The organism is Salipiger sp. ABF4_146, assembly GCF_056161345.1.
In genome coordinates, this window is record NZ_JBSWYX010000003.1 from 61,361 (window position 1) to 86,267 (window position 24,907).

The 24,907-nt window shown below is 66.7% G+C and carries 22 protein-coding genes; 12 read left to right on the forward strand and 10 right to left on the reverse strand.

Annotation, left to right across the window (positions count from 1 at the left end; all coding sequences use genetic code 11):
• Nucleotides 1-205: 205 nt before the first annotated feature.
• On the forward strand, nt 206-1,465 hold the full coding sequence (locus tag ACXAJT_RS05665; protein WP_475233708.1) for a glycosyltransferase family 4 protein: 1,260 nt from the start codon (nt 206-208) through the stop codon (nt 1,463-1,465).
• Nucleotides 1,466-1,567: 102 nt separating this feature from the next.
• Here ACXAJT_RS05665 and ACXAJT_RS05670 read toward each other — a convergent pair whose 3' ends face one another.
• Nucleotides 1,568-2,065, reverse strand: a complete 498-nt coding sequence (locus ACXAJT_RS05670; RefSeq protein ID WP_475233710.1) for a DUF3576 domain-containing protein — start codon at nt 2,063-2,065, stop codon at nt 1,568-1,570.
• A gap of 280 nt (nt 2,066-2,345) precedes the next feature.
• Here ACXAJT_RS05670 and ACXAJT_RS05675 point away from each other — a divergent pair, with 280 nt between their 5' ends.
• The 7 genes from ACXAJT_RS05675 (at nt 2,346) to ACXAJT_RS05705 (ending at nt 9,666) form a co-directional block, all read left to right on the forward strand.
• Nucleotides 2,346-3,329, forward strand: a complete 984-nt coding sequence (locus tag ACXAJT_RS05675; protein WP_475233712.1) for a porin — start codon at nt 2,346-2,348, stop codon at nt 3,327-3,329.
• A gap of 108 nt (nt 3,330-3,437) precedes the next feature.
• The gene (locus ACXAJT_RS05680; RefSeq protein ID WP_475233713.1) at nt 3,438-4,904 is read left to right on the forward strand and encodes a tetratricopeptide repeat-containing sulfotransferase family protein; all 1,467 of its coding nucleotides are present in this window, start codon (nt 3,438-3,440) and stop codon (nt 4,902-4,904) included.
• Entirely contained in the window at nt 4,895-5,548 is a 654-nt protein-coding gene (locus tag ACXAJT_RS05685) for a YggS family pyridoxal phosphate-dependent enzyme (protein WP_475233714.1), read from the forward strand. The genes ACXAJT_RS05680 and ACXAJT_RS05685 overlap by 10 nt, the downstream gene beginning before the upstream one ends.
• Before the next feature lie 193 nt (nt 5,549-5,741).
• Nucleotides 5,742-7,211 (forward strand): MocR-like pyridoxine biosynthesis transcription factor PdxR, encoded by a 1,470-nt coding sequence (gene pdxR, locus ACXAJT_RS05690; protein WP_475233715.1) that lies wholly within the window; start codon nt 5,742-5,744, stop codon nt 7,209-7,211.
• An 11-nt stretch (nt 7,212-7,222) separates the two neighbouring features.
• Nucleotides 7,223-8,155, forward strand: a complete 933-nt coding sequence (locus ACXAJT_RS05695) for a bifunctional riboflavin kinase/FAD synthetase (RefSeq protein WP_475233716.1) — start codon at nt 7,223-7,225, stop codon at nt 8,153-8,155.
• Nucleotides 8,152-8,622 carry a YcgN family cysteine cluster protein gene (locus ACXAJT_RS05700; RefSeq protein WP_475233717.1) on the forward strand — a complete coding sequence of 157 codons (471 nt, stop codon included), beginning with the start codon at nt 8,152-8,154 and terminating at the stop codon, nt 8,620-8,622. Before ACXAJT_RS05695 ends, ACXAJT_RS05700 begins: the two co-directional genes overlap by 4 nt.
• A complete protein-coding gene (locus tag ACXAJT_RS05705; protein ID WP_475233718.1) occupies nt 8,623-9,666 on the forward strand; it encodes a threonine aldolase family protein in 1,044 nt (347 codons plus the stop codon). It begins immediately after the preceding gene.
• A 52-nt stretch (nt 9,667-9,718) separates the two neighbouring features.
• Here the strand turns inward: ACXAJT_RS05705 and hspQ are convergent, their stop codons facing one another.
• Entirely contained in the window at nt 9,719-10,045 is a 327-nt protein-coding gene (gene hspQ / locus ACXAJT_RS05710) for a heat shock protein HspQ (RefSeq protein ID WP_475233719.1), read from the reverse strand.
• Nucleotides 10,046-10,297: 252 nt separating this feature from the next.
• Between hspQ and ACXAJT_RS05715 the strand changes: the two genes are divergently transcribed.
• Nucleotides 10,298-10,894, forward strand: coding sequence for a transglycosylase SLT domain-containing protein (locus ACXAJT_RS05715; protein ID WP_475233720.1), 597 nt, complete (start codon nt 10,298-10,300; stop codon nt 10,892-10,894).
• Between the two features lie 57 nt (nt 10,895-10,951).
• Here ACXAJT_RS05715 and ACXAJT_RS05720 read toward each other — a convergent pair whose 3' ends face one another.
• From ACXAJT_RS05720 to dapE, 4 genes are all read right to left on the reverse strand, one after another.
• Nucleotides 10,952-11,533: a LolA family protein gene (locus ACXAJT_RS05720; RefSeq protein WP_475233722.1), complete on the reverse strand. Its 582-nt coding sequence runs from the start codon at nt 11,531-11,533 to the stop codon at nt 10,952-10,954.
• Between the two features lie 309 nt (nt 11,534-11,842).
• Entirely contained in the window at nt 11,843-15,310 is a 3,468-nt protein-coding gene (locus ACXAJT_RS05725) for a DNA translocase FtsK 4TM domain-containing protein (protein WP_475233724.1), read from the reverse strand.
• Between the two features lie 21 nt (nt 15,311-15,331).
• Nucleotides 15,332-16,513, reverse strand: a complete 1,182-nt coding sequence (locus ACXAJT_RS05730) for an aminotransferase class I/II-fold pyridoxal phosphate-dependent enzyme (RefSeq protein WP_475233726.1) — start codon at nt 16,511-16,513, stop codon at nt 15,332-15,334.
• Between the two features lie 402 nt (nt 16,514-16,915).
• A complete protein-coding gene (dapE, locus tag ACXAJT_RS05735) occupies nt 16,916-18,073 on the reverse strand; it encodes a succinyl-diaminopimelate desuccinylase (protein ID WP_475233728.1) in 1,158 nt (385 codons plus the stop codon).
• A gap of 221 nt (nt 18,074-18,294) precedes the next feature.
• Here dapE and rnr point away from each other — a divergent pair, with 221 nt between their 5' ends.
• Nucleotides 18,295-20,622, forward strand: a complete 2,328-nt coding sequence (gene rnr / locus ACXAJT_RS05740; protein ID WP_475233730.1) for a ribonuclease R — start codon at nt 18,295-18,297, stop codon at nt 20,620-20,622.
• Nucleotides 20,623-20,664: 42 nt separating this feature from the next.
• Here rnr and ACXAJT_RS05745 read toward each other — a convergent pair whose 3' ends face one another.
• Nucleotides 20,665-20,832: a hypothetical protein gene (locus ACXAJT_RS05745; protein WP_475233731.1), complete on the reverse strand. Its 168-nt coding sequence runs from the start codon at nt 20,830-20,832 to the stop codon at nt 20,665-20,667.
• A gap of 10 nt (nt 20,833-20,842) precedes the next feature.
• On the opposite strand from ACXAJT_RS05745, the gene ACXAJT_RS05750 reads away from it, so the two are divergent.
• Nucleotides 20,843-21,130 (forward strand): WYL domain-containing protein, encoded by a 288-nt coding sequence (locus ACXAJT_RS05750; protein ID WP_475233732.1) that lies wholly within the window; start codon nt 20,843-20,845, stop codon nt 21,128-21,130.
• Nucleotides 21,131-21,197: 67 nt separating this feature from the next.
• Nucleotides 21,198-22,472 carry a lytic murein transglycosylase gene (locus tag ACXAJT_RS05755; RefSeq protein WP_475233734.1) on the forward strand — a complete coding sequence of 425 codons (1,275 nt, stop codon included), beginning with the start codon at nt 21,198-21,200 and terminating at the stop codon, nt 22,470-22,472.
• A 1-nt stretch (nt 22,473) separates the two neighbouring features.
• Here ACXAJT_RS05755 and ACXAJT_RS05760 read toward each other — a convergent pair whose 3' ends face one another.
• The 3 genes from ACXAJT_RS05760 to ACXAJT_RS05770 all read right to left on the reverse strand — a co-directional run bounded on the left by ACXAJT_RS05760 (nt 22,474) and on the right by ACXAJT_RS05770 (nt 24,901).
• The gene (locus ACXAJT_RS05760) at nt 22,474-22,911 is read right to left on the reverse strand and encodes a hypothetical protein (RefSeq protein ID WP_475233736.1); all 438 of its coding nucleotides are present in this window, start codon (nt 22,909-22,911) and stop codon (nt 22,474-22,476) included.
• The gene (locus ACXAJT_RS05765) at nt 22,908-23,390 is read right to left on the reverse strand and encodes an RNA pyrophosphohydrolase (protein WP_475234161.1); all 483 of its coding nucleotides are present in this window, start codon (nt 23,388-23,390) and stop codon (nt 22,908-22,910) included. Before ACXAJT_RS05765 ends, ACXAJT_RS05760 begins: the two co-directional genes overlap by 4 nt.
• 146 nt (nt 23,391-23,536) lie before the next feature.
• Nucleotides 23,537-24,901 (reverse strand): S41 family peptidase, encoded by a 1,365-nt coding sequence (locus tag ACXAJT_RS05770; RefSeq protein ID WP_475233738.1) that lies wholly within the window; start codon nt 24,899-24,901, stop codon nt 23,537-23,539.
• Nucleotides 24,902-24,907 lie beyond the last annotated feature (6 nt).

A 24,907-nucleotide genomic window follows, 5' to 3' on the forward strand; every position in this document is an offset into this window, starting at 1 on the left:
TGGGTCTTGCCGGGTGATAGGGCAGGCCCCGCCGGGCGTCCAGTGCCCTCTCCCGGCGCGCGGGCGCTCACGGCGACATTTCCGCAACCTGCCATGGCCAATCTGCGCCAATCTGGATCAATCTGGCAATTTCCGGGCGTTTCGCATTGGTTTGCGCAAGGCGGCGTGAAACACTCCCGCCATTAGAGGGCATGTCGCGTAAATCATGAAAATACTTTGCATCCACCAGAATTTCCCCGGCCAATACAAGCACCTTGCCCCGGAACTGGTGCGTCTTGGCCATGAGGTCACGGCGCTGACGCCGAAGGTCAAGAAGCCCACCGTCTGGAACGGCGTGAAGGTGATCCCCTATGAGATCCGCGGCGGCAGCACGCGCGGCATCCATCCCTACCTGACGGACTTCGAAACCAAAGTGCTGCGCGGCGTCAGCTGCTGCAACGCGGCGCTGCAACTGCGGCAGACGGGCTATGAGCCGGATGTGATTCTGGCCCACCATGGCTGGGGCGAGAGCCTGTTTCTCAAGGATGTCTGGCCCAACGCACGGCTGGGGCTCTATTGCGAGCTATATCACCTGACCTCGCCCGACTTCATCGATTTCGACCCCGAGTTCAGCAAGCCCGCCTCGCTCCACGAGGCGCAGCGAATCCGGATGAAGAACCTCAACAACCGCCTGCACGAAGAGGTGATGGACGCTGGCATCAGCCCGACGCGGTTTCAGGCGGGCACCTTCCCCGCCCGCTGGCAGGACCGCCTGACCGTCGCGCACGATGGCATCGACACCGACCTTGTGGCCCCCGATCCCGCGGCGCGGCTCGAACTGGACGACGGCAGGGTGCTCACCCGCGACGACGAGGTGATCACCTTCATCAACCGCAACCTAGAGCCCTACCGCGGCTATCACGTGTTCATGCGCGCCCTGCCCGAGATTCTGCGCCGCCGCCCGAACGCCCAGATCACGCTCATCGGCGGTGACGAGGTAAGCTACGGCGCGAAACCGCCGGACGGCAAAAGCTGGAAGCAGATCTTCATCGACGAGGTGCGCGGCCAGATCCCCGATGCCGACTGGGCGCGGGTGCATTTCCTTGGCCGGGTGCCCTACGAGCGGTTCCTCGCGATGATGCAGGTGAGCCGGGTGCACGTCTATCTGACCTACCCTTTCGTTCTCAGCTGGTCGCTGCTCGAGGCGATGAGCGCGGGCTGCGCCATCCTCGCCAGTAACACCGCCCCGGTGCGCGAGGCGCTGTCAGAGGATAAGACCGGCTGGATGGTGGATTTCTTCGATCGCGCCGCGCTGGTGGATCGGCTTTGCGCGCTGCTCGACGATCCCGAAACGCGCCGCCGACTCGGGGACGCCGCGCGGGCCCACGTGCGCGAGCACTACGACCTGCGCAGCCGTTGCCTGCCCCGGCACGTCGATTGGGTGACCCAACTCGGCGACATGCCCCCGCGTCCGCCGCAGGACTGACCGGCTCTTCCGCCCCTCCTGCCGGGCTCAACAGGAATCAACAAGGCCCGGGGCAATCCCCGGGCCTTTCGCAATTCTGACTAGTGTTTCGCCTCTGACGCCTCAGATGCGGCTGTCGACCGCCCGGATCTGCCGCGCCCGGGTAAGGATCGCATCCTCGACCGCATGCACCGTCGAAGCGCTGGCCGGGCCGGAGCGGGTTGTCAGCGCCACGTTCAGCGAGCGCGCATCCAAAGCCGGGTCCGAAACGAGGATCGTCGCCCGGTAGGCGGTGCCGCCGCCCGGCGGGGTGCCGTAGCCGGTGGTGATCACTCCGGTGAAGGGATCGACGGATTCGACCGGCAGGAAATCCAGCACCTCAAGCGAGGCGGTCCAGATGTATTTGTTCACCGCGCCGACTCGGCCCGCATCGGGCTTGGACTTGAAAATGTCCCAAATCGTCGAATCCGGCGCGCCGCGGCCATCGTAGACATCCGCTTCCATGATCTCGTCGGCCGAGCGGGTCTGCACCGTCTGCGTGGATGTCTGCTGGCTGCAGGCCGTCACCCCGAGCATCGCCAGTGTCAGCGCAAGCCCCTTCGCAAACCGCTTATATTCCATGAAACCAAAGCTCCTGACCGTCCGGTTGGTTGCCCCTGCATACTCGCCGGCACCGCGTATCACAAGCGGACAATCCGTGCCTTGCCCAAGCCCCCGTAGCGCCCGGCAGCGCCTTGAAAGGGCCGCGATATTTTTGTGGCAATTGCGCATCACTGAATTGCTTGATGCCGGGGCGTCCGTTCCTGCGGGTTGCCAGATCGGCCAGCCAAAGCGCATAGAAGCTTCCATCAAGGCCGGGCTACCCGGATTGGTACGTGCCTTAGAACACATGAGGGAAACAATGAAAAAGATTCTGTTTGCTTCCACCGCGCTGGTTGCAACCGCAGGCGTCGCCGCGGCAGAAGTTACGCTCTCGGGCTACGCCGAGATGGGTATCTACAACCCGGGTGAGCGTTTCGACCAAGCTAACGACGAAGTCCAGTTCTTCACCGACATCGACCTGACCTTCACCATGTCCGGCGAAGCCGACAACGGCCTGGTCTTCGGTGCGAACATCGACCTCGACGAAGCCGACAACGCATTCTCCGACCCGTGGACCCAGGGCGGTGAAGCTCTGTTCGTGTCCTACGGCGGCGCGACCCTGACCATGGGCGACACCGACTCGTCCTACGACCGCGTCATCCCCGAGATGAACCTCGGCGGCGCAGGCTCGCTGGCTGACGACGAAACCATCCACGCCGGCTTCAACGACGGCGCAGAGTTCGACGGGGGCGTGAACGGCTCCGACGGTCAGATCGCTCGTTTCGACTACGCTTACGATGCGTTCACCTTCTCGGTGTCGGCTGAGCAGATCGCAGACGGCTCCAAGCCGGAAGACGCAGGCGCACTCGACTCCGGCGAGACCCTGTGGTCGGCAGGCGTTGGCTACTCGGCTGATTTCTCGGGCGTCGACCTGAGCGCTGGCCTTGGCTACCTCAAGCTCGACGAGTGGGTCGAAGTGTGGGGCATGGGCGTCACCGCAGGCTTCGCAGGCGGCTTTGAAGTCGGCGCGACCTACAGCGACATCGAAGGCGAAGACGGCTTCCCCGTCGACTCCGGCGATCACTGGGGCCTCGGCTTCGGCTACTCGATGAACGCGTTCTCGATCGGCCTGAACTACGGCAAGTACGACTTCGAAGACGAAGGCGAGCGTGAAGGCTACGGCCTCGCAGCCAACTACGACCTGGGCGGCGGTCTCGTTGCACAGGCCGGCTACGGCTACAGCGAATACGCTGACGGCTCGGACGACGACACGTTCTCGCTCGGCCTGGCAATGTCTTTCTAATCTCTCCTGAGATTAGACTGATTAGGGAAGAGCGGGCTTCGGCCCGCTCTTTTCTTTTGCGCCTGCACCGGGCACAACGGGCGCATCACAACACAAGACGAGACCCCCATGCTGCCACTCTCGGCCGCGCGCACGGCCAGCCTGCTGAAATCCGTCCGCCCCGCCCTGGCCGCAGGCAAGCTCGGCGAGGCCCGCGCGGCGCTGGAACAGGTGCTGACTATGGAGCCGCGCCGCGGGGACCTTGCCTTCCAGCTGGCGCAGATCTGCTACCAGCAGGGTGACCGCGACGCCTGTCTCGCCAATCTCGACCGCACCGTGGCTCTCGCCCCAGACCAGCCGCAGGTCACCGCCCTTGCCGTCGAACGCTACCGCGCGCTCGGGCGCCCCGAGCAGGCGCTTGCCGCCTACGACCGGCAGATCGCGGCCGATCCCAAGGCGATCAAGCCGCGCGCCGACAAAGCGCATTACCTGCAACTGCTGGGGCGTTTCGACGAGGCCGAGACGCTTTTTCGCGCGCTGATCAAACGCCACCCCAACGCCGCCGAGCTTTACCGCATCTTCCTCGCCAGCAAGAAGGTGTCCCCGGGCGATCCGCTGCTGCGCGCCATGGAAAAGCTCTGGGCGCGCCGCGATCTGCCCGACGGGCAGCGCATGCATCTGGGCTTTGCGCTGGCCAAGGCGATGGAAGAGACCGGCCAGACCGGCAAGGTCTTCGCCTATCTGCGCCGGGCGAACGCGCTGCAGGCCAAGGCCGCACCGTTCGACAGCGCGGCGCAGGCCCGCGAGTTCGCCGCCGTGCGGGCCGCGCAGGACGGGCTGACACCGGGGGCCCCGGCCGATCCAGCGCTGCGCCCGGTCTTTGTCACCGGCATGCCGCGCTCGGGCACCACGCTGGTCGAGCGCATCCTCGGCGCGCACCCGCAGGTCACCGCCGGTGGCGAGCTTGGTCACGCGGTGAAACTGGCCTACGGTCACTTCGGCGCGGGCGAGCAGATGCGCCGCATCGCCGACGAGCCCCCCGCCCGCATTGCCGCCTTTGCCGAGCAGTACATGCGCCTTGCGGCCCGCGACACCGGGCGCAGCGCCGGGGTGATCACCGACAAATCGATCCTGTGTCACCTGATCTTCGGGTTGCTCGATCACGCGCTGCCGGGCGCGCGCATCATCGTCGTGCAGCGCGACCCGCGCGACATCGCGCTGTCGATCTACAAGAACCACTTCGCCACCGGCACGCATCGCTATGCCAACGATCTGCCGATGATCGCCACCGCGATCAAACGCTTCCGCAGCAATGTCGCGCATTGGAAAACCGCCCTGCCCGGCCGCATCCACGAGATACACTACGAAGACCTCGTCACCGATTCCGAGCCGCAGACCAGAGCACTGGTCGCCGCTGCAGGGCTGGACTGGGACGATGCGTGCCTCTCGTCGCATGAAGCCAGCGGGCCGGTGAAAACGCTCAGCGTCAGCCAGGCGCGGCAGCCGATCTATCGGGGCTCGGCGCAGGCATGGAAGAAATACGAAACCGAACTGGCGCCTTTCATCGAGGCCTGGGGAGAGGAACCATGGGACTGAAAAAGATCAAAGACCGCATTGCCAAGGCCGAGAAAGAGGCGGGCCGCGCCCCCGGCTCGGCGCAGCTGATCGCGGTCAGCAAGGTGCAGCCGAACGAACGCGTCGAGGCGGTGCTCGAAGAGGGTCACCGGCTGTTCGGCGAGAACAAGGTGCAGGAAGCCGCGGGCAAATGGCCTGCCTTTCAGGAGCAGTTCCCGGACGCAAAGGTGCATCTCATCGGCCCGCTGCAAAGCAACAAGGCGCGGCAGGCGATGCAGCTGTTTTCAGCGATACACTCGGTCGACCGCCCAAAGCTCGCCACGACGCTGGCACGGCTGGCGCAGGATCTGGGCGCTTGCCCGGATCTTTTCGTGCAGGTGAACACCGGAGAAGAAGAGCAGAAAGCCGGCATCCTGCCCGCCGAGGCCGACGCCTTCATCAAAGAGGTCCGCGATCTCGACCTGCCGCTCAAGGGGCTGATGTGCATCCCGCCGGTCGACGAGACCCCGAGCCTGCATTTCGCACTGCTCGCCAAGATCGCCGAGCGCAACGGGCTTGAAGGGCTGTCGATGGGCATGAGCGCAGACTTCGAGCAGGCCATCGCGCTTGGCGCCACCCATGTGCGCGTTGGCTCGGCGATCTTTGGCGCGCGCGACTACGGCTGAGCCCATGTCCGGCGCAGCCCGTGCGGCGCCGGACCGCCTGCCTCCGGCGGGGATATTTGGGTCTAGACGAAGGCCGGAGGCGGCTCTCTTCGTCTAGACCCAAATATCCCGGGGGGTGAGGCGCCCCGCGCCGAGGGGGGCAGCGCCCCCCTGCCCCTTTCCCGTCCCGGCGATGCCGGAGGTAACTGATCCGATGGCCATCCCGGTCGAGACCTTTTTCCTGCGCCCCGACGGCCAAGGCACGCTGCAGGCCCGCATCCAGCAGATGGTGGCCGAGGGCGTGCTGTCTGGCCGCTTCCAGCGCGGCGAGAAACTGCCCTCGACCCGCAAGCTGGCGGCGCATCTGGGGGTCAGCCGGATCACCGTCGCGCTGGCCTATACCGAGCTGCAGGCCTCGGACTATCTCACCGCGCGCGACCGCTCGGGCTATTACATTTCGGACGGCGCGCCGGAGCCGCCGAATTTCCCCGAAACGCCGCGCGCCGAACGGGTCGACTGGCAGCGCGTCATGGGCCGGCGCTTTGCCGCCGGGGCGGTGCCCGAGCGGCCCGCCGACTGGGCCAGCTACCGCTACCCCTTTATCTACGGGCAGGCCGATCCGAAGCTGTTCGACCATGCCAACTGGCGGCTCTGCGCGGTGCAGGCGCTGGGGGCGCGGGACTTCGGCGCGCTGACGCAGGACTATTACGATCGCGACGACCCGCAGTTGGTGGAATTCCTCGCCCGCCAGACCCTGCCCCGGCGCGGCATTCAGGCCCGGCCCGAAGAGATCCTGATCACGCTGGGCGCGCAGAACGCGCTGTGGCTGGCCAGCCAGATCCTGCTCAGCCCCGAGCGCCGCGCTGCGGTGGAAGACCCGTGTTACCCGGCCCTGCGCGTGCTTCTCGACCAGACCGGCTGCGCCCGCACTACGATCGCCGTCGACAGCGAGGGGCTGCCGCCCGAGGCGGTGCCCGAGGGCACCGACGTGATCTTCACCACGCCCAGCCACCAGTGCCCCAGCGGCGCCACCCTGCCGCTGGCCCGCCGCCATGCCCTGCTGGAGCGCGCCCGCGATCTGGGGGCGGTGATCGTCGAGGATGATTATGAGTTTGAGATGGCCTATCTTCAGCCGCCAACCCCAGCGCTGAAGAGCCTCGATGGCGACGGCCGGGTTGTCTATGTGGGCAGCTTTTCGAAATCGCTCTTCCCCGGCCTCCGGCTGGGCTATCTTGTTGGCGCCGAGCCGTTCATCCGCGAGGCACGGGCGCTGCGCGCCTCGGTGCTGCGCCACCCGCCCGGCCACATCCAGCGCACCGCCGCGCATTTCCTCAGCCTCGGGCATTACGACAGTCTGGTGCGGCGAATCGGTCGCGCCTTGGGAGAGCGTCGGCAGGTGATGGAGGCGGAGATCGCGCGCAACGGGCTTCAGGTCGCGGGGGCCCCCGCGCATGGTGGCTCGTCGTTCTGGATGCGCGCGCCGCGCGGCGTGGATACCAAGGCGCTGGCCGCCGATCTGCAGCGCGACAGTGTGCTGATCGAGCCGGGCGCACCGTTTTTCCAACGCCCGGACGGGCCGCGGAACTTCTATAGATTGGGCTACAGCTCTATCCCGTCCGAGCGCATCGCGCCCGGGTTGCAGCGCATTGCACAGGCGCTTGCACGTCCCTGCAGTCGGGGCTAGGGCTTTGCCCCATGCGGACCATTCGTGATTACCAATTCACCGAACCTCGCGACCGGGGTAGCAGCGTCGCCATCGGCAATTTCGATGGCGTGCACCTTGGCCATCGCGCGGTGATCGAACAGGCCCGCGAGAAGGCGGACGGCGCGCCCTTCGGCGTGCTGACCTTCGAGCCGCACCCGCGCGAGTTCTTCGCCCCCGACGCCCCGCCCTTCCGGCTGATGTCTGCCAAGGCACGGGCTTCGCGGCTGGAGAAGCTCGGCGTCGAGCGGCTCTTCGAGCTCAACTTCAACGCCGCGCTGGCCGCGCTGACGCCCGAGCAATTCGCCCGCGATGTGCTGAGCGACGGGCTGGGCCTGAGCCATGTGGTGGTGGGCGCCGATTTCTGTTTCGGCAAAGGCCGCGCGGGCAAGGTCGAGGACCTGCAGCGCTTCGGCGCCGAGATGGGCTTTGGCGTGACCGTGGCCGAGATTCTCGATCAGGGCGGCGCGCAGATCAGCTCGACCGCGATCCGCACCGCGCTGACCGAAGGCGATCCGCGTTCGGCGGCGGCGCAGCTCGGTCACTGGCACCGCATCGAAGGCGAGGTGGGCGGCGGCCAGCAGCTTGGACGCAAGCTCGGCTACCCCACGGCCAATATGTCTATCGACGGGCTGCACCCGCCGCGCTTCGGGGTCTACGCGGTGTTGGTCGACGTGCTCGACGGGCCGCATGCGGGCAGCTACCACGGCGCCGCCTCGCTGGGCGTGCGGCCGATGTTCGGCGTCAACACCGCCAATCTCGAAACCTTCCTCTTCGACTTCTCCGGCGATCTCTACGGCGCCACTCTGTCGGTGGGGCTGGTGGAGTTCCTGCGCCCCGAGCTGAAGTTTGAAGGGCTGGAGGCGCTGGTGGCGCAGATGGACCTCGACTGCGCCGAGGCGCGACGGATTCTGGAGGCGCTATGAGCGACCCGATCGACCGCAAGGGCCTTGCGCCGCGCTTCTGGGAGCGCAAGCCGCTGAACAAGCTGAGCGAGGCCGAATGGGAAGCGCTCTGCGACGGCTGCGGCAAATGCTGCCTGAACAAGCTCGAGGACGAAGACAGCGGCGAGGTCGCGCTGACCTGCGTGTCCTGCCGCCTGCTCGACGATTCCAGCTGCCGGTGCTCGCAATACGAAATCCGGCACCAGTTCGTGCCCGAGTGCATCGTCCTGCGCCCCGACAATATCGACGAGCACGCCTACTGGATGCCGCAGACCTGCGCCTACCGGCTGCTCTGGGAAGGCCGCCCGCTTTACGACTGGCACCCGCTGATCTCGGGCGACCCCGAGACGGTACACGCGGCGGGCGTGTCGATGCGCGGCCGCACGGTTCCCGAGTTCGAAGTCGGCGAGGACGATTGGGAAGACCATATCATCGAGGAGCCCATCTGAATGTTCTTTGCCTCCGACAACTCCGGCCCCGTCCCCCCGCAGGTGCTGGAGGCGCTCACCCGCGCGAATGAAGGTCACACGCTGGGCTACGGCTCCGATGCGCTGTCCATGCAGGTCGCGGAACGCATTCGCACGCTGTTCGAGGCCCCCTCCGCGGCGGTCTACCTTGTGCCCACCGGCACGGCGGCGAACTCGCTGGCGCTGGCCTGTCTCTGCCCGCCCTACGCCACGGTGTTCTGCTCTCCGGTGGCGCATATCCACGAGGACGAGTGCAACGCGCCCGAGTTCTACTCCGGCGGCGCCAAGCTGACGCTGGTGCCGGGCGACGACCGCATGACCCCGGAGGCGCTGCGCGCGGTGATCGAAGGCGAGCAGAACCGCGGCGTGCACGGTCCCAAGCGCGGCCCGGTGTCGATCACCCAGCTCACCGAGAAGGGCAACGCCTACACGCTCGAAGACCTGCGGGCGCTGACCGCCGTCGCCAAGGAGTACGGGCTGCCGGTGCATCTCGACGGCGCGCGCTTCGCCAATGCCGCAGTGAAGCTCGGTGCGACACCGGCCGAGATGAGCTGGAAATCCGGCGTCGATATATGTGTCTTCGGCGGCACCAAGAACGGGCTGATGGGCGTCGAGGCTGTGGTGATCTTCGATTCCGAGGTGGCGCAGGAGTTCGAGTATCGCCGCAAGCGCGGCGCGCATCTCTTTTCAAAACACCGCTACCTTGCCGCGCAGATGGACGCTTACCTAGAGGGCGATCTGTGGAAAGACCTCGCCGAGCGGGCCAACGCGCGCTGCGAGCAACTGGTGCAGGGGCTGCAACAGCTTGGCGTTTCGGTGCTGACCGACAGCTACGCCAACATGGCCTTCGTCGAGATGCCACGCGATGCGCATCTCAAGGTGCAGGCGGCGGGCGCCACCTACTATGTGTCCGGTGATCTGGAGGGAGACGGCGCGGAGCTGCTGACCGGGCGTCTGGTCTGCGACTGGTCGCTGGAGCCCGAGGACATCAGCGCCTTCCTCGCCGCGGTGCGCGCGGCCCTCTGAGCCGGCACGGTTCATTGGAAGACGATCGCAAGAGCCGTTCGCGGCTCTTGCCTCAGTTCAGCTGGAAATGCAGCTCGTAGCTGCCGTCGATGAAGGCGCCGAAAAGGTCCGGGATATCCGGATGCTCGACAGGCTCGCCAGAATAATCGGCAATCAGGTTCTGCTCGGACACATAGGCGACGTAGAAGCTCTGCTCGTTCTCTGCCAGCAGGTGGTAAAACGGCTGCTCGCGGTCGGGGCGCGCCTCTTCGGGAATCGCCTCATACCACTCTTCGGTGTTGCTGAACTCGGGATCGACGTCAAAGACCACACCCCGGAACGGGTGCTTGCGATGGCGGACGACCTGGCCCAGATGATATTTCGCGCGCTGTGTGTGCATGGCTACCTCTGAGAACAATTTTTGACATTTTTTGGGCAACTTGTCCAACGCCGAGCGCCGTTTGCCCGGAAACACACTGTGGACCCGGGGCCGACAGTTCGGCGATCGCCCGCCGGTCGCCCCTCTTAACACGCCCCGGCCGGGAGGTCCCGGGATTGAAGGAATTGTGATTCCAACGAGGGCGCCTTTGAGCTAAATTAGCTCTCAATAAAAGGCAAAAAACATCACAAGAGCAGAAAAAGCGAGAGGCAGATGAGCAGATGGCTTCGCGCGGCGGCATTGGTGCTATTGGCTGCGTCCTGCGGAGGGGGTGGTGCCGGACGGGCACCCAACAACCTCGAGGACGCCTGCGCCATCATCCGTGAGCGCCCGAACTACATCCGCGCCTTCCGCGCAGCCGAACGCAAATGGGGCGTTCCGGTGCATGTGCAGATGGCGACGATCTATCAGGAAAGCAAGTTCATCTCGGACGCGCGGACTCCGTTCCGCTATGCGCTCGGGGTGATCCCCTACGGCCGGCAAAGCTCGGCCTACGGCTACAGTCAGGCGCTGGACGGCACCTGGGACGAATACGTCGAGGCAACCGGGCGCTGGCGCGCAGATCGCGACGACATCCGCGACGCGACCGATTTCATGGGCTGGTACATGTCCGGCAGCCGCGAACGGCTGGGCATCAGCCTGCGCGATGCGCGCAACCAGTATCTGGCCTATCACGAAGGCCGCACCGGCTATGCCCGTGGCACCTACAACGGCAAGTCGTGGCTGATGCGTGTGGCCGAGGATGTCGGCAACCGCGCCGTGGTCTACGAGGTGCAACTGGCCAACTGCCGGCAGGCGCGCCGCTGGTAACGCGGCGAAAAGGTCGCGAGAGTGATAGAAGGCCGGGCGCAGCGCCCGGCCTTTTGCTTATTGTACCCGGTTCACGTCGAACACCGAGTTGGGCAGGTTCTTGTCTGCCAGCGCGCCCAGCACGACGGTCGTCTTCGAGCCGTTGGCGTCGGTGATCACCCACTGGCGCAGCTGCACCGGATTGCCGGTGAACTTCATCTGGATCGACCCGCGGTCGGGGTGCTGCGGGTCCTGCGCGGTGACCGTGGTGGCGGTGCCGTCATAGCTGTGGCCCGTCACCATGCCGGCGCGGCCGAGGTTGACGTTGCGCGCAAGGATGATCGACAGCGGCGTCTGGCTAAGCGGATAGGTCTCGGGCTGGCCGCCCAGCTTCTTGTCGAAGACATAGACCGCCCCGGCCCATGCCAGAACCAGCGCCTGTTCGGGCGGCTTATACTCGAAGCGCACCTTGCCAGGCCGCTTGATCGAGATCGTGCCAGTGGAGATCGAGCCGTCGCCATTGATCTGGGTGAACTGGCCCTGCGCCGACTGGATCGAATTGAGATATTGCGACACCTCGCCCAGCGAGAGCTTCTGCGCCGCCGCCGGCAGCGTGGTGAGCACAAGCGCCGTGAGCGCGGCGATGAAAGTGCGGATCATTTCCGTTTGGTCCTCTTGCTCGGGGTCTGCCATCCATGTCGCACGCCCCCCGGTGTTATGCGATAGCAGGCAGGCGTTGTCGCCTATCTAGGGCGCCCGGACCGACGATCAAAGGCCTGCCGGGGGCACGTTTCCTCGCGGCGGCGTCACTTCGCCCACGCGGCAAGACGGGGCTCCGCCCCCGCGCGCCCTGCCGGGCCCGCTCCCCCGGCGTATTTTCAAAGAGAAGAAGCCCGGGAGCGGCGACCCCCGGGCTTCTTCTCTTTTTCAAATACGCAAGGCGCAGCACCTCGGCGCGCGCCGCCTGCGTTATTGCTCGGGCACGAGGATCTCGCGCTTGCCGACGTGGTTGGCCGCCGAGACCACCCCTTCGTCTTCCATCTGCTCCACAAGGCGCGCGGCCTTGTTGTAGCCGATGCCGAGCTTGCGCTGGATGTAGGAGGTCGAGCATTTGCGGTCCTTGATGACGATGCCCACCGCCTGATCGTAGAGCGCGTCCTCGCCATCGGTGTTGCCGCCGGTGTTGAGGCCCAGCACCGCATCGATGTTGTCGGCCTTTTCCTCGTCGGGGCCCTGCACCACACCCGAAACATATTCGGGCGGTCCGAAGGCCTTGAGGTGGTTCACCACCTCCTCGACCTCTTCATCCGACACGAAGGGACCGTGACAGCGGGTGATGCGCGCGCCGCCGGCCATATAGAGCATGTCGCCCATGCCCAGCAGTTGCTCGGCGCCCATCTCGCCAAGAATCGTGCGGCTGTCGATTTTCGAGGTCACCTGGAAGGAGATGCGCGTCGGGAAGTTGGCCTTGATGGTGCCGGTAATCACATCCACCGAGGGGCGCTGGGTGGCCATGATCAGGTGGATGCCCGACGCACGGGCCATCTGCGCGAGACGCTGGATGCAGGCCTCGATCTCCTTGCCCGCGACCATCATCAGATCGGCCATCTCGTCGACGATGACGACGATGTAGGGCATCTTCTTGGGCTCGAATTCCTCGGTCTCGAACACCGGCTCGCCGGTCTCGTCATCGAAGCCGGTCTGCACCGTGCGCTTGAACATTTCGCCCTTGCTCAGTGCCTCGGCGACGCGACCGTTGTAGCCGTCGATGTTGCGCACACCCATCTTCGACATCTTGCGGTAGCGGTCTTCCATCTCGCCGACGACCCACTTGAGCGCCACAACGGCCTTCTTGGGGTCGGTGACCACCGGCGACAACAGATGCGGGATGCCGTCATAGACCGACAGTTCCAGCATCTTCGGGTCGATCATCACCAGCCGCAGATCCTCGGGCGACAGCTTGTAGAGCAGTGACAGGATCATCGTGTTAATCGCCACCGACTTGCCCGAGCCCGTGGTGCCGGCGATCAGCAGGTGCGGCATCTTGGCGAGGTTGGCCACAACCGAATCGCCGCCGATGTCCTTGCCGAGCGCCAGCGGCAGGCGCTGGTTGCCATCGCCGTAGTCGCGGCTCGAGAGGATCTCGCGGAACGACACCATCTCGCGCTTGTCGTTGGGCAGTTCGATGCCGATCACCGAGCGGCCCGGCACGGTCGAGACGCGCGCCGACAGCGCCGACATCGAGCGGGCGATGTCGTCGGCAAGGCCGATGACGCGGCTCGCCTTCAGGCCCGGCGCCGGCTCCAGTTCGTACATGGTGACCACAGGGCCCGGGCGCACCGAAACGATCTCGCCCTTCACGCCATAGTCGTCAAGCACCGTCTCCAGCATCCGCGCGTTCTCTTCCAGCGCCTCGTCCGACAACACATGGCGCTCGATGTTCTCGGGGTTCGCGAGCAGGTGCAGCGGCGGCAGTTCGTATTCCACGGCCTTCTCGTCGAAGCCGAGACCGGGCTGCGCCTCTTCCTGAGCGCGGCGCGACGGCTGCATCGGCTTGGGTTCGGACTTCTGCACCACTTTCTTTGGCTGCGCGACGGGGATGGCGGGGCGCGGCGCGGGCTGCGGCGCAGGCTCGGCGGCCCAGCTTTGGACGTCATAGCCGTCGTCGTCTTCGGCGTCGAACTGGCCGCCGGGCATCGCCGCGTCATCATAGCCTGCGTCTTGGTAACCGGCGTCAAAGCCCTGTGCGTCGGAGCCCTGTGCGTCGGAGCCGTCGTCGTAGTCGGCCTCGGCGTAGGTTTCGGCACCGTGGTCTGGCTCGGCATAGGCGGGCTCTGCCGGAGCGGCCGGCTGAGGTTGCGCACGAGGCGCTTCGGCGCGGAACGCGGCGGGCGCCTCGTCGCCATAATCGTCAAAGTCACGGTAGTCGTCGAAGTCGCCCGCCGCGTCCTGATCGTAGGGGTCTTCGGCATGGGTGAACGGCGCCGGGCCCGCGGGCTGCGCGTAGCCCTGCGGCTGCGCGGCGTACGCGCCGCGATGCTCGGGCGCGGGCGGCACCCCCCGGCGGGTCTCGCCAGACGTCAGCGGCGGCTCGGGCGGCAGTTGCTGAGCAGCCTGCGCGGCGGTGAGCGGCGGCTCGGCGCGCAGCAGCTGCGCGGGCTTGTAGATCAGCGGCTGCGGGCCACGGCCACGGCCCTTGGTCAGCGGCTTGCTGGGGTCCTCGGAGCGCGATGCGCCAAAAGTGGGCGCCTCACCGCGGCGGCGGGTCTTCACCGCGTGGGCGATCTTGGCGCGGATACGGTCTTCGCCGGTGTCGGGATCCACGGGCAACAGTTCCACCTCGTCGTCGTAAAGATCGGGCTCGGGCTCGGCGCGGCGGGTGATGCGCGCCAGCAGGCCCGGCTTCTTGGCAGGTTCGGGCGCCGGACGTGGCGGCGCGACGGGCGCCGGTGCCGAAGCGGCCTCTTCCCACGCCTGCATCTGCGCGTAGGCATAGGCGTCGTCCTCATCGAGCAGCTCGGGCTCTTCGGGCTCCAGCTCCAGCGGCGGCGGCGCAGCGCGGCGCACCCGCGAAGTGGTGCGCTGCGGCGCAGGGTCGGGCGCTTCGGCATGGTCCTGCGGGTAAGCCTGTTCCTGCGCATAAGCGTATTCGGGCAGCGCGTGGTCGTCTTCGGGGTACTCCCCTTGCGCGGCGGCCCATGCCTCTGCCTCGGCGGCCTCTTCGGCGCGGCGGGCGCGACGCTCGGAATGGGCGGCCTGCGCGCGATGCGCGGCCTGCATCGCACCGCCTGCCCCGCGGCCCAGAAGGCTCAGCAGCGAGGCGTAGGACATGATCAGACCGACCAGCAGGAAGCGCCCGATGCTTTGCAGTTCGAACTTGGTGAAGCCCAGCACGAACGCCCCAAGCGCCAGCAGGCCAACGCCCAGCAGAACGGTCAGCAGTTTCAGCCCGAACCCGGCGCTGAGCGGCAGGATGCCAAGCGCGGTGCCCATCATCATGTCACCGAACAGCCCGCCAAGGCCGAAGCTGTGAGTCCATTCGGGGCCGGTTTCCAGACCCGCGGCATAGACCGAGGCCAGCGCGATCCAGATCGGCGCGAAAACGATACGTGGCAGCGCGCGCTCGTCCCCCCGGTGCAGCGCGAGGCGCGCGCCCCAGACCAGCAGCACCAGCGCCAGCCCCCAGCTGCCCAGACCGACGATCATGAACAGCGGTGCGGCGATCGACGCGCCAAGCCGGCCCAGCCAGTTCTGTACCGGTGCGTCGGTGGCCGACAGCCAAGAGGGATCATCGGGGGTGTAAGAGCCGATCATCGCCGCGGCCAGAAGGCCGAGCACGATCAGGGCCAGTCCGCCCAGCTCTTTGCCCCGCTTCTCGATCGCGGCCTGCATGTTGCTGTCGAAGAGCGGGTCGCGCCCTTTCACCTGATATGCCATCGCTCGCCTCGTCGTCTTTTCTTATTGCCCGTACAGGCAGTCCCGGATGCGGGTCAGCCCCTGTTCGGTCTCGTCGCGGGGCGCCACGAGGGCGACCCGGATATACCCCTTCCCCGGATTTCCGTCCGCGGTGTCTCGCGACAGGTAGGCGCCGGGGAGCACCCGCACGCCGGTCTCCTGCCAAAGCTTCAGCGCCGCCGCCTCGCCGTCTTCGACCGGCAACCACAGAAAGAATCCCGCCTGCGGCGGCACGTACCCCGGCACATTGCCGAAGATTCGGTCCGCAAGCTCGAACTTTTCGAGATAAAGCGCACGGTTTTCTGCGACATGCGCCTCATCGGCCCAGACTCTTTCGGAAACGCGCTGCACCGGCAGGGGCAGCGGCGCACCGGCAAAGGCCCGCTGCTGTTTGATCCGCCGCAGGCTTTCGGCACCGCCCGCGATGAACCCCGAGCGCAGGCCCGGCAGGTTCGAGCGTTTCGACAGCGAGTGGAAGATCACCACTCGCTCTGGGTCGGCGCCCATCTCCTGCGCCACCTGCAGCGCGCCTATCGGGGCCTCGCCGCGGTAAATCTCGGAGTAGCACTCGTCGGCGAGGATCTGGAAATCATGCGTCTCGCCAAGCGCGATCAGCTTTTGCCAGTAGGCACGGTCGGCCACAGCGCCCTGCGGGTTGGCCGGAGAGCAGATATACAGCAGCGCGGTGCGCGCCAGAAGATCCTCAGAAAGCCCGGCGATATCGGGCAGATGGCCGGTTTCGGCGGTGGCGTTGACATAGACCGGCTCGGCCCCGACCGACAGGCCCGCCACGGCGTAGACCTGATAGAAGGGGTTGGGCATCAGCACCACGGGCTGCTGACCGTTCTTCGTTTCGGGGCACAGCGCCATGGCGGCGTTGTAGAGCCCCTCGCGGGTGCCGTTGACCGGAGTCAGCTGGGTCGCGGGATCAATGGTCACGCCATAGCGGCGCGCCACCCATGCGGCGATTGCTTCGCGCAGTTCTGCGGTGCCGTCATTGGGCGGGTATTTGCCGAATTCCTGCACGCTCGCGGCCAGCACCTCCCCGACGAAATCGGGAAACGGATGCTTGGGCTCGCCGATGGTCATGTGAATGACCTCGCCGCCCGGCTCGAACGAGTCGATGAGCGCCCGCAGGCGCGGAAACGCGTAAGCCGGAAGGTTCGAAAACCGTTCGGGGAACATGCCAGTACTGCCTCTATGATCCGGGATCGTTTACGCCCCGTTTTGCCGCAAGGATACGCAAGGCGGTGCGTTTCGTCTACCGCAAGTCCACGTGGCCAAAGCGCTGTGGCGCGAATGCCGCAGCGTAGCAAAATTTTTGCGGCCAAATCGGCACGCCGGGAATTCAAGCGGGAGTTCCGGAGCTTAGCCGCCGGGGCGCAGCAGCCTTCCTGCCCGGCCCCGGTGACTGCCGCATCGCTTTACATGCCTCAGGTCGAGTGCCCCAGACTTGGCGCGACACGGGCCAAAAGCAGGCGAGCCGCACAGAGCGCGCGCCCGAAACCGCCCTGCCCCTGCGCCGCGCTCACCGCGCCTTGGCCACCGGCCGTCTGCCAAGGTCTGAGCCCCGATCGGACTGCGCCGCTAAGCGAAGTAGTCGCGCAGCATCCGGGTGTAGATCGCCTTGAGCTGGCCGATCTGCGCGATCTCGACGTTTTCGTCCACCTGATGCAGCGTCTTGCCGACAAGGCCGAACTCGACCACGGGGCAATGGTGCCGCATGAAACGCGCGTCCGAGGTGCCACCGGTTGTCGACAGGTCCGGCGTGCGCCCGGTCTCGGCCTCCACCGCCTTCGCCACGAGGTCCGACAGCGCGCCCGGCGGCGTGAGGAAAGCCTCGCCGGAGATCTTGATCGATACCTCGGTGCTGGTGCCGAACTCCGCATCGAGTTTGGCCGCCTCGCTGCGCAGCCATTCCGACAGCGACGCACCGGTGTGGGTGTCGTTGAAGCGAATGTTGAGCGTCGCACGGGTCTGCGCCGGCACCACATTGGTCGCCGGGTTGCCGGTGTCGATGGTCACCACTGCCAGCGTCGTCGGATCGAAATGCTCGGTGCCCTCGTCAAGCACATGGCTCGACAGACGGTCCATCAGCCGCGCCATGGCGGGCATCGGGTTGAGCGCGCGGTGCAGATAGGCCGAATGCCCCTGTTTGCCGGTCACGGTGAAAAAGGCGTTCATCGAGCCGCGCCGCCCGATCTTCATCATGTCGCCCATCTCTTCGGGGCAGGTCGGCTCGCCAACGATGCAAATCGACATGCGCTCCTCCTCGGCAGCCATGTAGTCAAGCAGTGCCGTGGTGCCGTCGACGGCGTCGCCTTCCTCGTCGCCGGTGATCGCCAGAACGATGGCCCCCTCGGGCGGGGTGTCTCGCACGAAATCGACGGCGGCGGCGGCAAAGGCCGCAACGCCGGACTTCATGTCGGTGGCCCCGCGCCCGTACATCACCCCATCCTTCACCTCGGCACCGAAGGGATCACAGGTCCATGCGGAAAGATCGCCCACCGGCACCACATCGGTGTGACCGTTGAAGCCAAAGCTCTTGGTATGGCCCTTTTCGCCCCAGCGGGCGAAGAGATTCGACACGCCATTGCGGTCGACCCGTGTGCACGCAAACCCGGCGTCTTCGAGAAGGCCCTGCAGCAGCACCAACGCGCCGCCTTCTTCGGGTGTGACCGTCGGGCAGCGGATGAGGTCGGCGGTCAGCTGAACGGGATCGAGGGGCTTGGAAGCGGTGGTCATAGGGCATCTCCGAGGCAGTTTCCCCATTGGCTACCCCGCCGCCGCGGGGCGTGCAAACCCGATGATGCGGCCTGCGGCGGCGGCCTGGCAAAAGGGGGCGCTGCCCCCGCCGCCTGCGGCGTCGCCCCCGGGATATTTGTGTCTAGACGAAGCCGCGATGGCCCCGCATGCGGGCTCAGAATCGCGATGACGCTGGCCGCGGCGCGTGCTACGGCTGCGGCATGAGCAAACTGCCTTCGAAAGCCGAGATCCTCGACTGGATCATGGCGCACCCGACCCAGACCGCAAAACGTGACATCGCCAAGGCCTTTGGCATCAAGGGCGCTGCGCGGATCGACCTCAAGCGCATCCTCAAGGAGCTTGAGGCCGAGGGTCATCTGGAAAAGCGCAAGAAGACCTATCGCGATCCGGACCGGCTGCCGCCGGTCACCGTGCTGCAGGTCAAGGCACCGGATGAGAACGGCGATCTTTTCGCGCAGCCGCTGGAATGGCACGGCGAGGGCGTCGAGCCCGCGGTGCTGCTGGTGCCGCGCGCCACCGATCCGGCGCTCGGCGAGGGCGACCGCATCCTTGCCAAGCTGCAGGTGGTGCACGAGGAAGACCACAACTACGAAGCGCGGCTCATTCGCAAGATCGGCGTCAGCCCGCGCAAGATCGTCGGCATCTTTCGCAAGGGGCCCGAGGGCGGACGCATCGTGCCGATCGACAAGGGCGCCGACAAGGAATGGCTGGTCGCGCCCGACGCCATGGGCGGCGCGCAGGAAGGCGAGTTGGTCGAGGCCGAGCAGGCCGGGCCGCGCGCCTCGCGCATGGGGCTGCCGAAGGCCCGCATCGTCATGCGCCTTGGCGATCCGTCGGAGCCCAAGGCGGTGTCGCTCATCGCCATCCACCAGCATGGCATCCCCGACGCTTTCCCGCCCAAGGTGCTGGAGGAGGCGGACCGGATGAAACCGGCGGGCCTCAAGGGCCGCACCGACCTGCGCGATCTGCCGCTGGTGACCATCGACCCGGCCGACGCCCGCGACCACGACGACGCCTGTTTCGCCGAGCCCGACGACGATCCGAAGAACCCCGGCGGTCATGTGATCTGGGTGGCCATCGCCGATGTGGCGCATTACGTGCGGCCCGGATCGGAGCTTGACCGCGAAGCCAAGAAGCGCGGCAATTCCAGTTACTTCCCCGACCGCGTCGTGCCGATGCTGCCGGACCGGCTGTCGGGCGATCTGTGCTCGTTGCACGAAGGCGTGCCGCGCGCCTGCCTCGCCGTGCGCATGGTGATCGACGCCGATGGCAACAAGCGCAGCCACAGCTTCGTGCGCGGACTGATGCGCTCGCCCGCCTCGCTGACTTATGGCGAGGTGCAGGCGGCGATGGACGGCCAGCCCAACGACCGCACCGGACCGCTGCTCGATGATGTGATCCGCCCGCTCTACGCCGCCTATCACGCGCTGCGCGACGCCCGTGCCCGCCGCCAGCCGCTGGATCTGGAACTGCCCGAGCGCAAGATCGTGCTGGCCGAGGACGGCACCGTCACCTCGGTCAATTTCGTCGACCGGCTGGACGCGCACAAGCTGATCGAAGAGTTCATGGTGCTGGCCAATGTCGCCGCCGCCGAGACGCTGGTCGCCAAGCGCACGCCGCTGCTGTTCCGGGTGCACGAAGAGCCGCCGATGGAAAAGCTCGACGCGCTGCGCGAGACGGCGCAGGCAGCCGGGCTCAACCTTGCCAAGGGGCAGGTGCTGAAGACCGCGCATCTCAACAAGCTGCTGCATGACGCCGCGGGGCGCGAGGATGCAGAGCTGATCAACCTCGCCACGCTGCGCTCGATGACGCAGGCCTATTACAACCCCGAGAACTTCGGGCACTTCGGCCTCGCGCTGATGAACTACGCGCATTTCACCTCGCCGATCCGGCGTTATTCTGACCTCATCGTACACCGCGGGCTGATCACCGCGCACGGCTGGGGCGACGACGGGCTGTCGCAGTCCGATATGGAACGCCTGCAGCAGACCGCCGAGCATATTTCCGACACCGAGCGGCGCTCGATGATGGCCGAGCGCGACACCACTGATCGTTACCTTGCCGCCTACCTGTCGGAGCGCGTGGGCGCGGAATTCGGCGGGCGGATCAGCGGCATCGCCAAGTTCGGCGTCTTCGTGAAGCTCGACGAGAGCGGCGCCGACGGGCTGGTGCCGATCCGCAATCTGGGCAACGAGTTTTTCCACTTCGATCGCGAGGCAGGCACGCTGATGGGCGCCGACACCGGCACGCTGATCACGCTGGGCCAGCGCGTGCGGGTGAAGCTGGTGGACGTGACGCCGGTGACCGGCGGCATCGGGCTGGAACTGCTGGAACTGGCTGGCGAAGCGGTCGAAGCGCCGCGCCACCGCAAGCCCGCGGGCTACGGGCGCTTCAAGAAGACCCCCGGCGGCAAGGGCAAGGGCGGGCCGAAAGGCAAAGGACCCGCACGCCGCAAGGACGTGCAGGCCCGCAAGAAGGGCGAAAAGACCGCCCGCAAGGTCAGCCGGACACGCAAGACCCAGCGGTGAGCGGCGCGTAGAGCGCCTCTCGCCCGCGCGCGACCTAGTCCATCAGCGGCTGCCGCGCGCGCAGCGCCCGGCGCGGCGCAAGCTGTCTTCGGCCATGCGCATCACCGCCTGTGCCATGCCGCGTGCGGTAGCGTCGAAGCCGCGCTGCTGCGCCGCGCATGCGGCGGCGACGCAGCGCGAGGTGCAGCCGCTCTCGCTGCTGCTGAACAATGCGCACTGAGTGATCGGCTGGTGCCTGCTGCGGACTGATTGCCGCACCTTCCGGCTTGACCGGATGGCCGCGATGGAGGCGCTGGAAACCTTCTTCCGCCCCGCGCACGTGCCGATGCTCCGCGCCTTCATGGCGGCTCTGGAAGGCCGAGATCGGGACTTGTTCAATCAAGCTGTGAGCGCCGACCTGCCCGCTCGGGCCCGGCGCGGGCCTCCGCCCCCTCAGGCTTTGCGTCCAGCCCCCCGCCGCACCGCATCCGCGATCTCTTGCCGATGGGGCGGCCGGTGGGCGTCGTAGCATCTTCGCAAATCACCTCTGCCGCGATAGCCTTATGCCCATAAAAAACGAGCAGCAGGTGACCCCCATGAAACCGAGCCTTTTCGGCCTCGCGCTTTGCCTGACGGCCAGTCAGGCCGCCGCCGACCGCCTTGCCGATTTTTCCGCGCCCCTCGCCTCGCAACGCCCGACGCTGCGCCCTGCGGTTCTGAGCACCGCCGAGGTGGTGCCCAAGGCGACCGTCGACCGCGAGTATCTGCGCTGGATCGATGCCTTCCGCAGCCGGGCCCGCGCCGAGGGGATCAGCGAGGCCACGCTGAACGCCGCTTTCCGCACGCCCCACCTCGACACCGAGGCGCTGGCGAAGATCAACAATCAGGCCGAATTCACCAAGACGCTTTGGGAGTACCTCGGGTCTGCCGTCTCCGAGAGCCGTATCCAGAACGGGCGCGCGGCGATGATCGCCCATGACGATCTGCTGCAGCAGATCGAGGCGCGCTATGGCGTCGACCGGCAGGTGGTGGTGGCGATCTGGGGCATGGAAAGCGCCTATGGCAGCCACCGCGGCACGCATCCGGTGATCCCGGCGCTGGCGACGCTGGCCTATGGCTCGCGCCGTGGCAAGTTCTTCGAAGGGCAGTTGATCGACGCGCTGCGCATCGTGCAGAACGGCGACACCACCCCCGAGCAGATGACCGGCAGCTGGGCCGGGGCCATGGGTCACACGCAGTTCATCCCTTCGTCTTATCGCGCGCTGGCGGTGGACTGGACCGGCGACGGGCGGCGCGACATCTGGTCGGACGATCCGGCAGATGCGCTCGCCTCCACCGCCAACTATCTGGCCGAGAGCGGCTGGATCCACGGCCAGCCCTGGGGCGTCGAGGTACAGCTGCCGCAGGGCTTCGATTACGGGCTGGCAGATGGCAATGCTGCGCGGATGCCCTCGGACTGGGCCCGGCTCGGGGTCGTCGGAATGGATGGCCAGCCGGTACGCGACTATGGCACGGCGCGGTTGCTTCTGCCCGCGGGGCACAGGGGCGCGGCCTTCCTGACCTTCAAGAACTTCAAGGTGATCTCGCGCTACAACGCCGCCGACGCCTATGTGATCGGCGTCGGGCATCTGGCCGACCGTATCCTCGGCGGCGGGCCGATCCGTTCAGCATGGCCCGATGACGAGCGCGCGCTGACCAGTGGCGAGCGCAAGGAACTGCAGATGCGTCTGAAGCAGGCGGGCTTCGATCCTTCCGGGGTCGACGGGCGGATCGGCCCGATGACCATCAAGGCGCTGCGCGACTATCAGCGCGCGGTGGGTGTGGTGCCCGACGGTTACGCCTCGCTCGAGGTGCTGCGGCGGCTGCGCTAGGTCATTTGCAGCCCGCCTTGAGGCAGGCCCGACGCAGGGTCTCGATCTGGCGCTTGCGCGGCTCGGGCCAGAGATTGGCACCGCAGGGATCGGCGATCAGCACGTAGCGGTCGCCCTCGCGCTTGAGCAGTGCCGCCAGCTTGCCGCTGGTGGCCTCGCCGCACCACGGGCCAAAACACAGGGCGCGCAGGGTAATGCGGCTGTCGAACGGACGGCTGAAGCCCTCATCGCCCAAGGCCCAGCCCCAGATCCGCGCGGCGACTTCGCCGCCCCGCGGTGGCACCGGGCCGGTTTCCAGCACGCCGTTGACCGCCAACCACGACGCATCGTCCGCCGCCGCCGCGCGCACGTCGCGGGCCACATCGGGCGCAAGGCATTTGAGCGCCAGCGCGGGGCCGGCGGCGCAGCACATCAGCGCCAGCAGCAATGCCCGGATCACAGCTTGTCCCGGAAGGCGGCGATGACCTGCGCGTAGACCGCGCGCTTGAAGGGCACGATCTGCTCCAGCACCTCGTCGGCGGGAAGCCAGCACCATTCCGAGAACTCGGGATGTTCGGTGGCGATGTTCACCTGCGCATCGCTGCCCTGAAAGCGCAGCAGATACCATTTCTGCTCCTGCCCCTTGTAGCGGCCCTTCCAGATGCGCGGCACGATGTCATGCGGCAGGTCATAGGCGATCCAGCCGTCGGTCTCGGCCTCGACGGTGACCAGCGCCGGGCTGACGCCGATCTCTTCTTCCAGCTCGCGCAGTGCGGCTTCGCGCGGCTCTTCGCCCTTGTCGATCCCGCCCTGCGGCATCTGCCAAGCGGGCACGTCGCTGTCGATGCGTTGGCCGACAAAGACATGCCCGTCGGCATTGGCGAGCATGACACCGACATTGCGGCGATAGGGCAACGCGGCGATCTCTTCGGGGCTCATGGTCTTCATCGGCGACTCCTTGCTTTGCGGCGCAAGCTAGCGCCGCGGCGGCGCGGGGAAAAGGCCCGCGCTGGCCAGCCGCCCACGCCATAACAAAAAAGGCGCGCCCAGCGGACGCGCCCTTGGTGTTGCACGGTGTCGAGGTCTTACTCGTCGCGCGCCTCGGCCTGCTGCATCAGCGCCTGCTCGTCGCCCAGCACGCTGAGGCCCTTGAGGATGTCGATCGCATAGGCCAGCTGGTAATCGTCCTGACGCAGCTGCGCCGCTTGCTCGGCCTTGGCGCGATCTTCCTCGATCTGGCGCACCTCGTCTTCGGTCAGGCTGTCGTTGTCCAGCGCGCCGCGCAGATCGGCCTCGGAGCGGCTGAAGCCTGCGGGGGCGTCCTCGTCACTCTCCGGCTCCGGCGGACGCTGCTCCACGACGATGTCGGGCGACACGCCAAGCGCTTGGATCGACCGGCCCGACGGCGTGTAATAGCGCGCGGTGGTCAGGCGCATTGCACCATCGCCACGCAGCGGCATGACCGTCTGCACCGAGCCCTTGCCAAAGCTCTTGGTGCCCACAACCACGGCGCGGCGGTGATCCTTCAGCGCGCCCGCGACGATCTCCGATGCCGACGCCGAGCCACCGTTGATCAGCACCACGATCGGCTTGCCTTCCGAGAGGTCCCCCTCGGTCGCGTTGTAGCGGTCACCGTCCGACGGGTTGCGACCGCGGGTCGAGACGATCTCGCCCTTGTCGAGGAACGCGTCGGCCACTTTGATCGCCTGGGTCAGCAGGCCACCGGGGTTGTTGCGCAGATCGACGACGATGCCGTTGATCTTGTCCATGCCACCGGCTTCCTCGATCTCGTTGGCCAGCCCCTCGGCGAGGTTGGGATAGGTCTGGTCGTTGAAGGTGGTCACGCGCAGCACGACGGTGTCGCCCTCGCGGCGCGTCCGCACCGCGGTCAGGGTGATCGTGTCGCGGATGATCGAGATCTCGATGGGCTCTTCCTCGCCCTCACGCACGACGGTGATGAGGATCTCGGAACCGACCGGCCCGCGCATCTTGTCCACCGCCTCGTCGAGCGACAGGCCCAGAACCGACTCGCCATCGACATGGGTGATGAAGTCGCCGGCCTCGACGCCGGCTTCGTCTGCCGGGGTGCCGTCCATCGGCGAGACGACCTTCACGAAGCCATCTTCCTGCGTGACCTCGATGCCCAGACCGCCGAACTCGCCGCGCGTCTGCACGCGCATGTCGGCGGCATCGTCGGGCGCCAAATAGCTCGAATGCGGGTCGAGCGAGGTGAGCATGCCATTGATGGCGGCCTCGATCAGCTTCTCGTCATCGACGTCGGTCACATATTGCGCACGGATGCGCTCGAAGATGTCGCCGAAGAGGTCGAGCTGCTCGTAGACGGAGGTGTTCTTTTCGGCCTCCTGCGCAAGCAGCGGGCCGACGAATTGCGTCGTCGCCACAACCCCTGCCACGGTGCCGCCCAGAGCGGCCATCAGAAACTTGTTCATCCTCAG

Bases quoted from the DNA above. Each gene is read 5' to 3' on its own strand.
- ACXAJT_RS05665 (WP_475233708.1), top strand. From the start codon at position 206: ATGAAAATACTTTGCATCCACCAGAATTTCCCCGGCCAATACAAGCAC.
- ACXAJT_RS05670 (WP_475233710.1), bottom strand. From the start codon at position 2,065: ATGGAATATAAGCGGTTTGCGAAGGGGCTTGCGCTGACACTGGCGATG.
- ACXAJT_RS05675 (WP_475233712.1), top strand. From the start codon at position 2,346: ATGAAAAAGATTCTGTTTGCTTCCACCGCGCTGGTTGCAACCGCAGGC.
- ACXAJT_RS05680 (WP_475233713.1), top strand. From the start codon at position 3,438: ATGCTGCCACTCTCGGCCGCGCGCACGGCCAGCCTGCTGAAATCCGTC.
- ACXAJT_RS05685 (WP_475233714.1), top strand. From the start codon at position 4,895: ATGGGACTGAAAAAGATCAAAGACCGCATTGCCAAGGCCGAGAAAGAG.
- pdxR (WP_475233715.1), top strand. From the start codon at position 5,742: ATGGCCATCCCGGTCGAGACCTTTTTCCTGCGCCCCGACGGCCAAGGC.
- ACXAJT_RS05695 (WP_475233716.1), top strand. From the start codon at position 7,223: ATGCGGACCATTCGTGATTACCAATTCACCGAACCTCGCGACCGGGGT.
- ACXAJT_RS05700 (WP_475233717.1), top strand. From the start codon at position 8,152: ATGAGCGACCCGATCGACCGCAAGGGCCTTGCGCCGCGCTTCTGGGAG.
- ACXAJT_RS05705 (WP_475233718.1), top strand. From the start codon at position 8,623: ATGTTCTTTGCCTCCGACAACTCCGGCCCCGTCCCCCCGCAGGTGCTG.
- hspQ (WP_475233719.1), bottom strand. From the start codon at position 10,045: ATGCACACACAGCGCGCGAAATATCATCTGGGCCAGGTCGTCCGCCAT.
- ACXAJT_RS05715 (WP_475233720.1), top strand. From the start codon at position 10,298: ATGAGCAGATGGCTTCGCGCGGCGGCATTGGTGCTATTGGCTGCGTCC.
- ACXAJT_RS05720 (WP_475233722.1), bottom strand. From the start codon at position 11,533: ATGATCCGCACTTTCATCGCCGCGCTCACGGCGCTTGTGCTCACCACG.
- ACXAJT_RS05725 (WP_475233724.1), bottom strand. From the start codon at position 15,310: ATGGCATATCAGGTGAAAGGGCGCGACCCGCTCTTCGACAGCAACATG.
- ACXAJT_RS05730 (WP_475233726.1), bottom strand. From the start codon at position 16,513: ATGTTCCCCGAACGGTTTTCGAACCTTCCGGCTTACGCGTTTCCGCGC.
- dapE (WP_475233728.1), bottom strand. From the start codon at position 18,073: ATGACCACCGCTTCCAAGCCCCTCGATCCCGTTCAGCTGACCGCCGAC.
- rnr (WP_475233730.1), top strand. From the start codon at position 18,295: ATGAGCAAACTGCCTTCGAAAGCCGAGATCCTCGACTGGATCATGGCG.
- ACXAJT_RS05755 (WP_475233734.1), top strand. From the start codon at position 21,198: ATGAAACCGAGCCTTTTCGGCCTCGCGCTTTGCCTGACGGCCAGTCAG.
- ACXAJT_RS05765 (WP_475234161.1), bottom strand. From the start codon at position 23,390: ATGAGCCCCGAAGAGATCGCCGCGTTGCCCTATCGCCGCAATGTCGGT.
- ACXAJT_RS05770 (WP_475233738.1), bottom strand. From the start codon at position 24,901: ATGAACAAGTTTCTGATGGCCGCTCTGGGCGGCACCGTGGCAGGGGTT.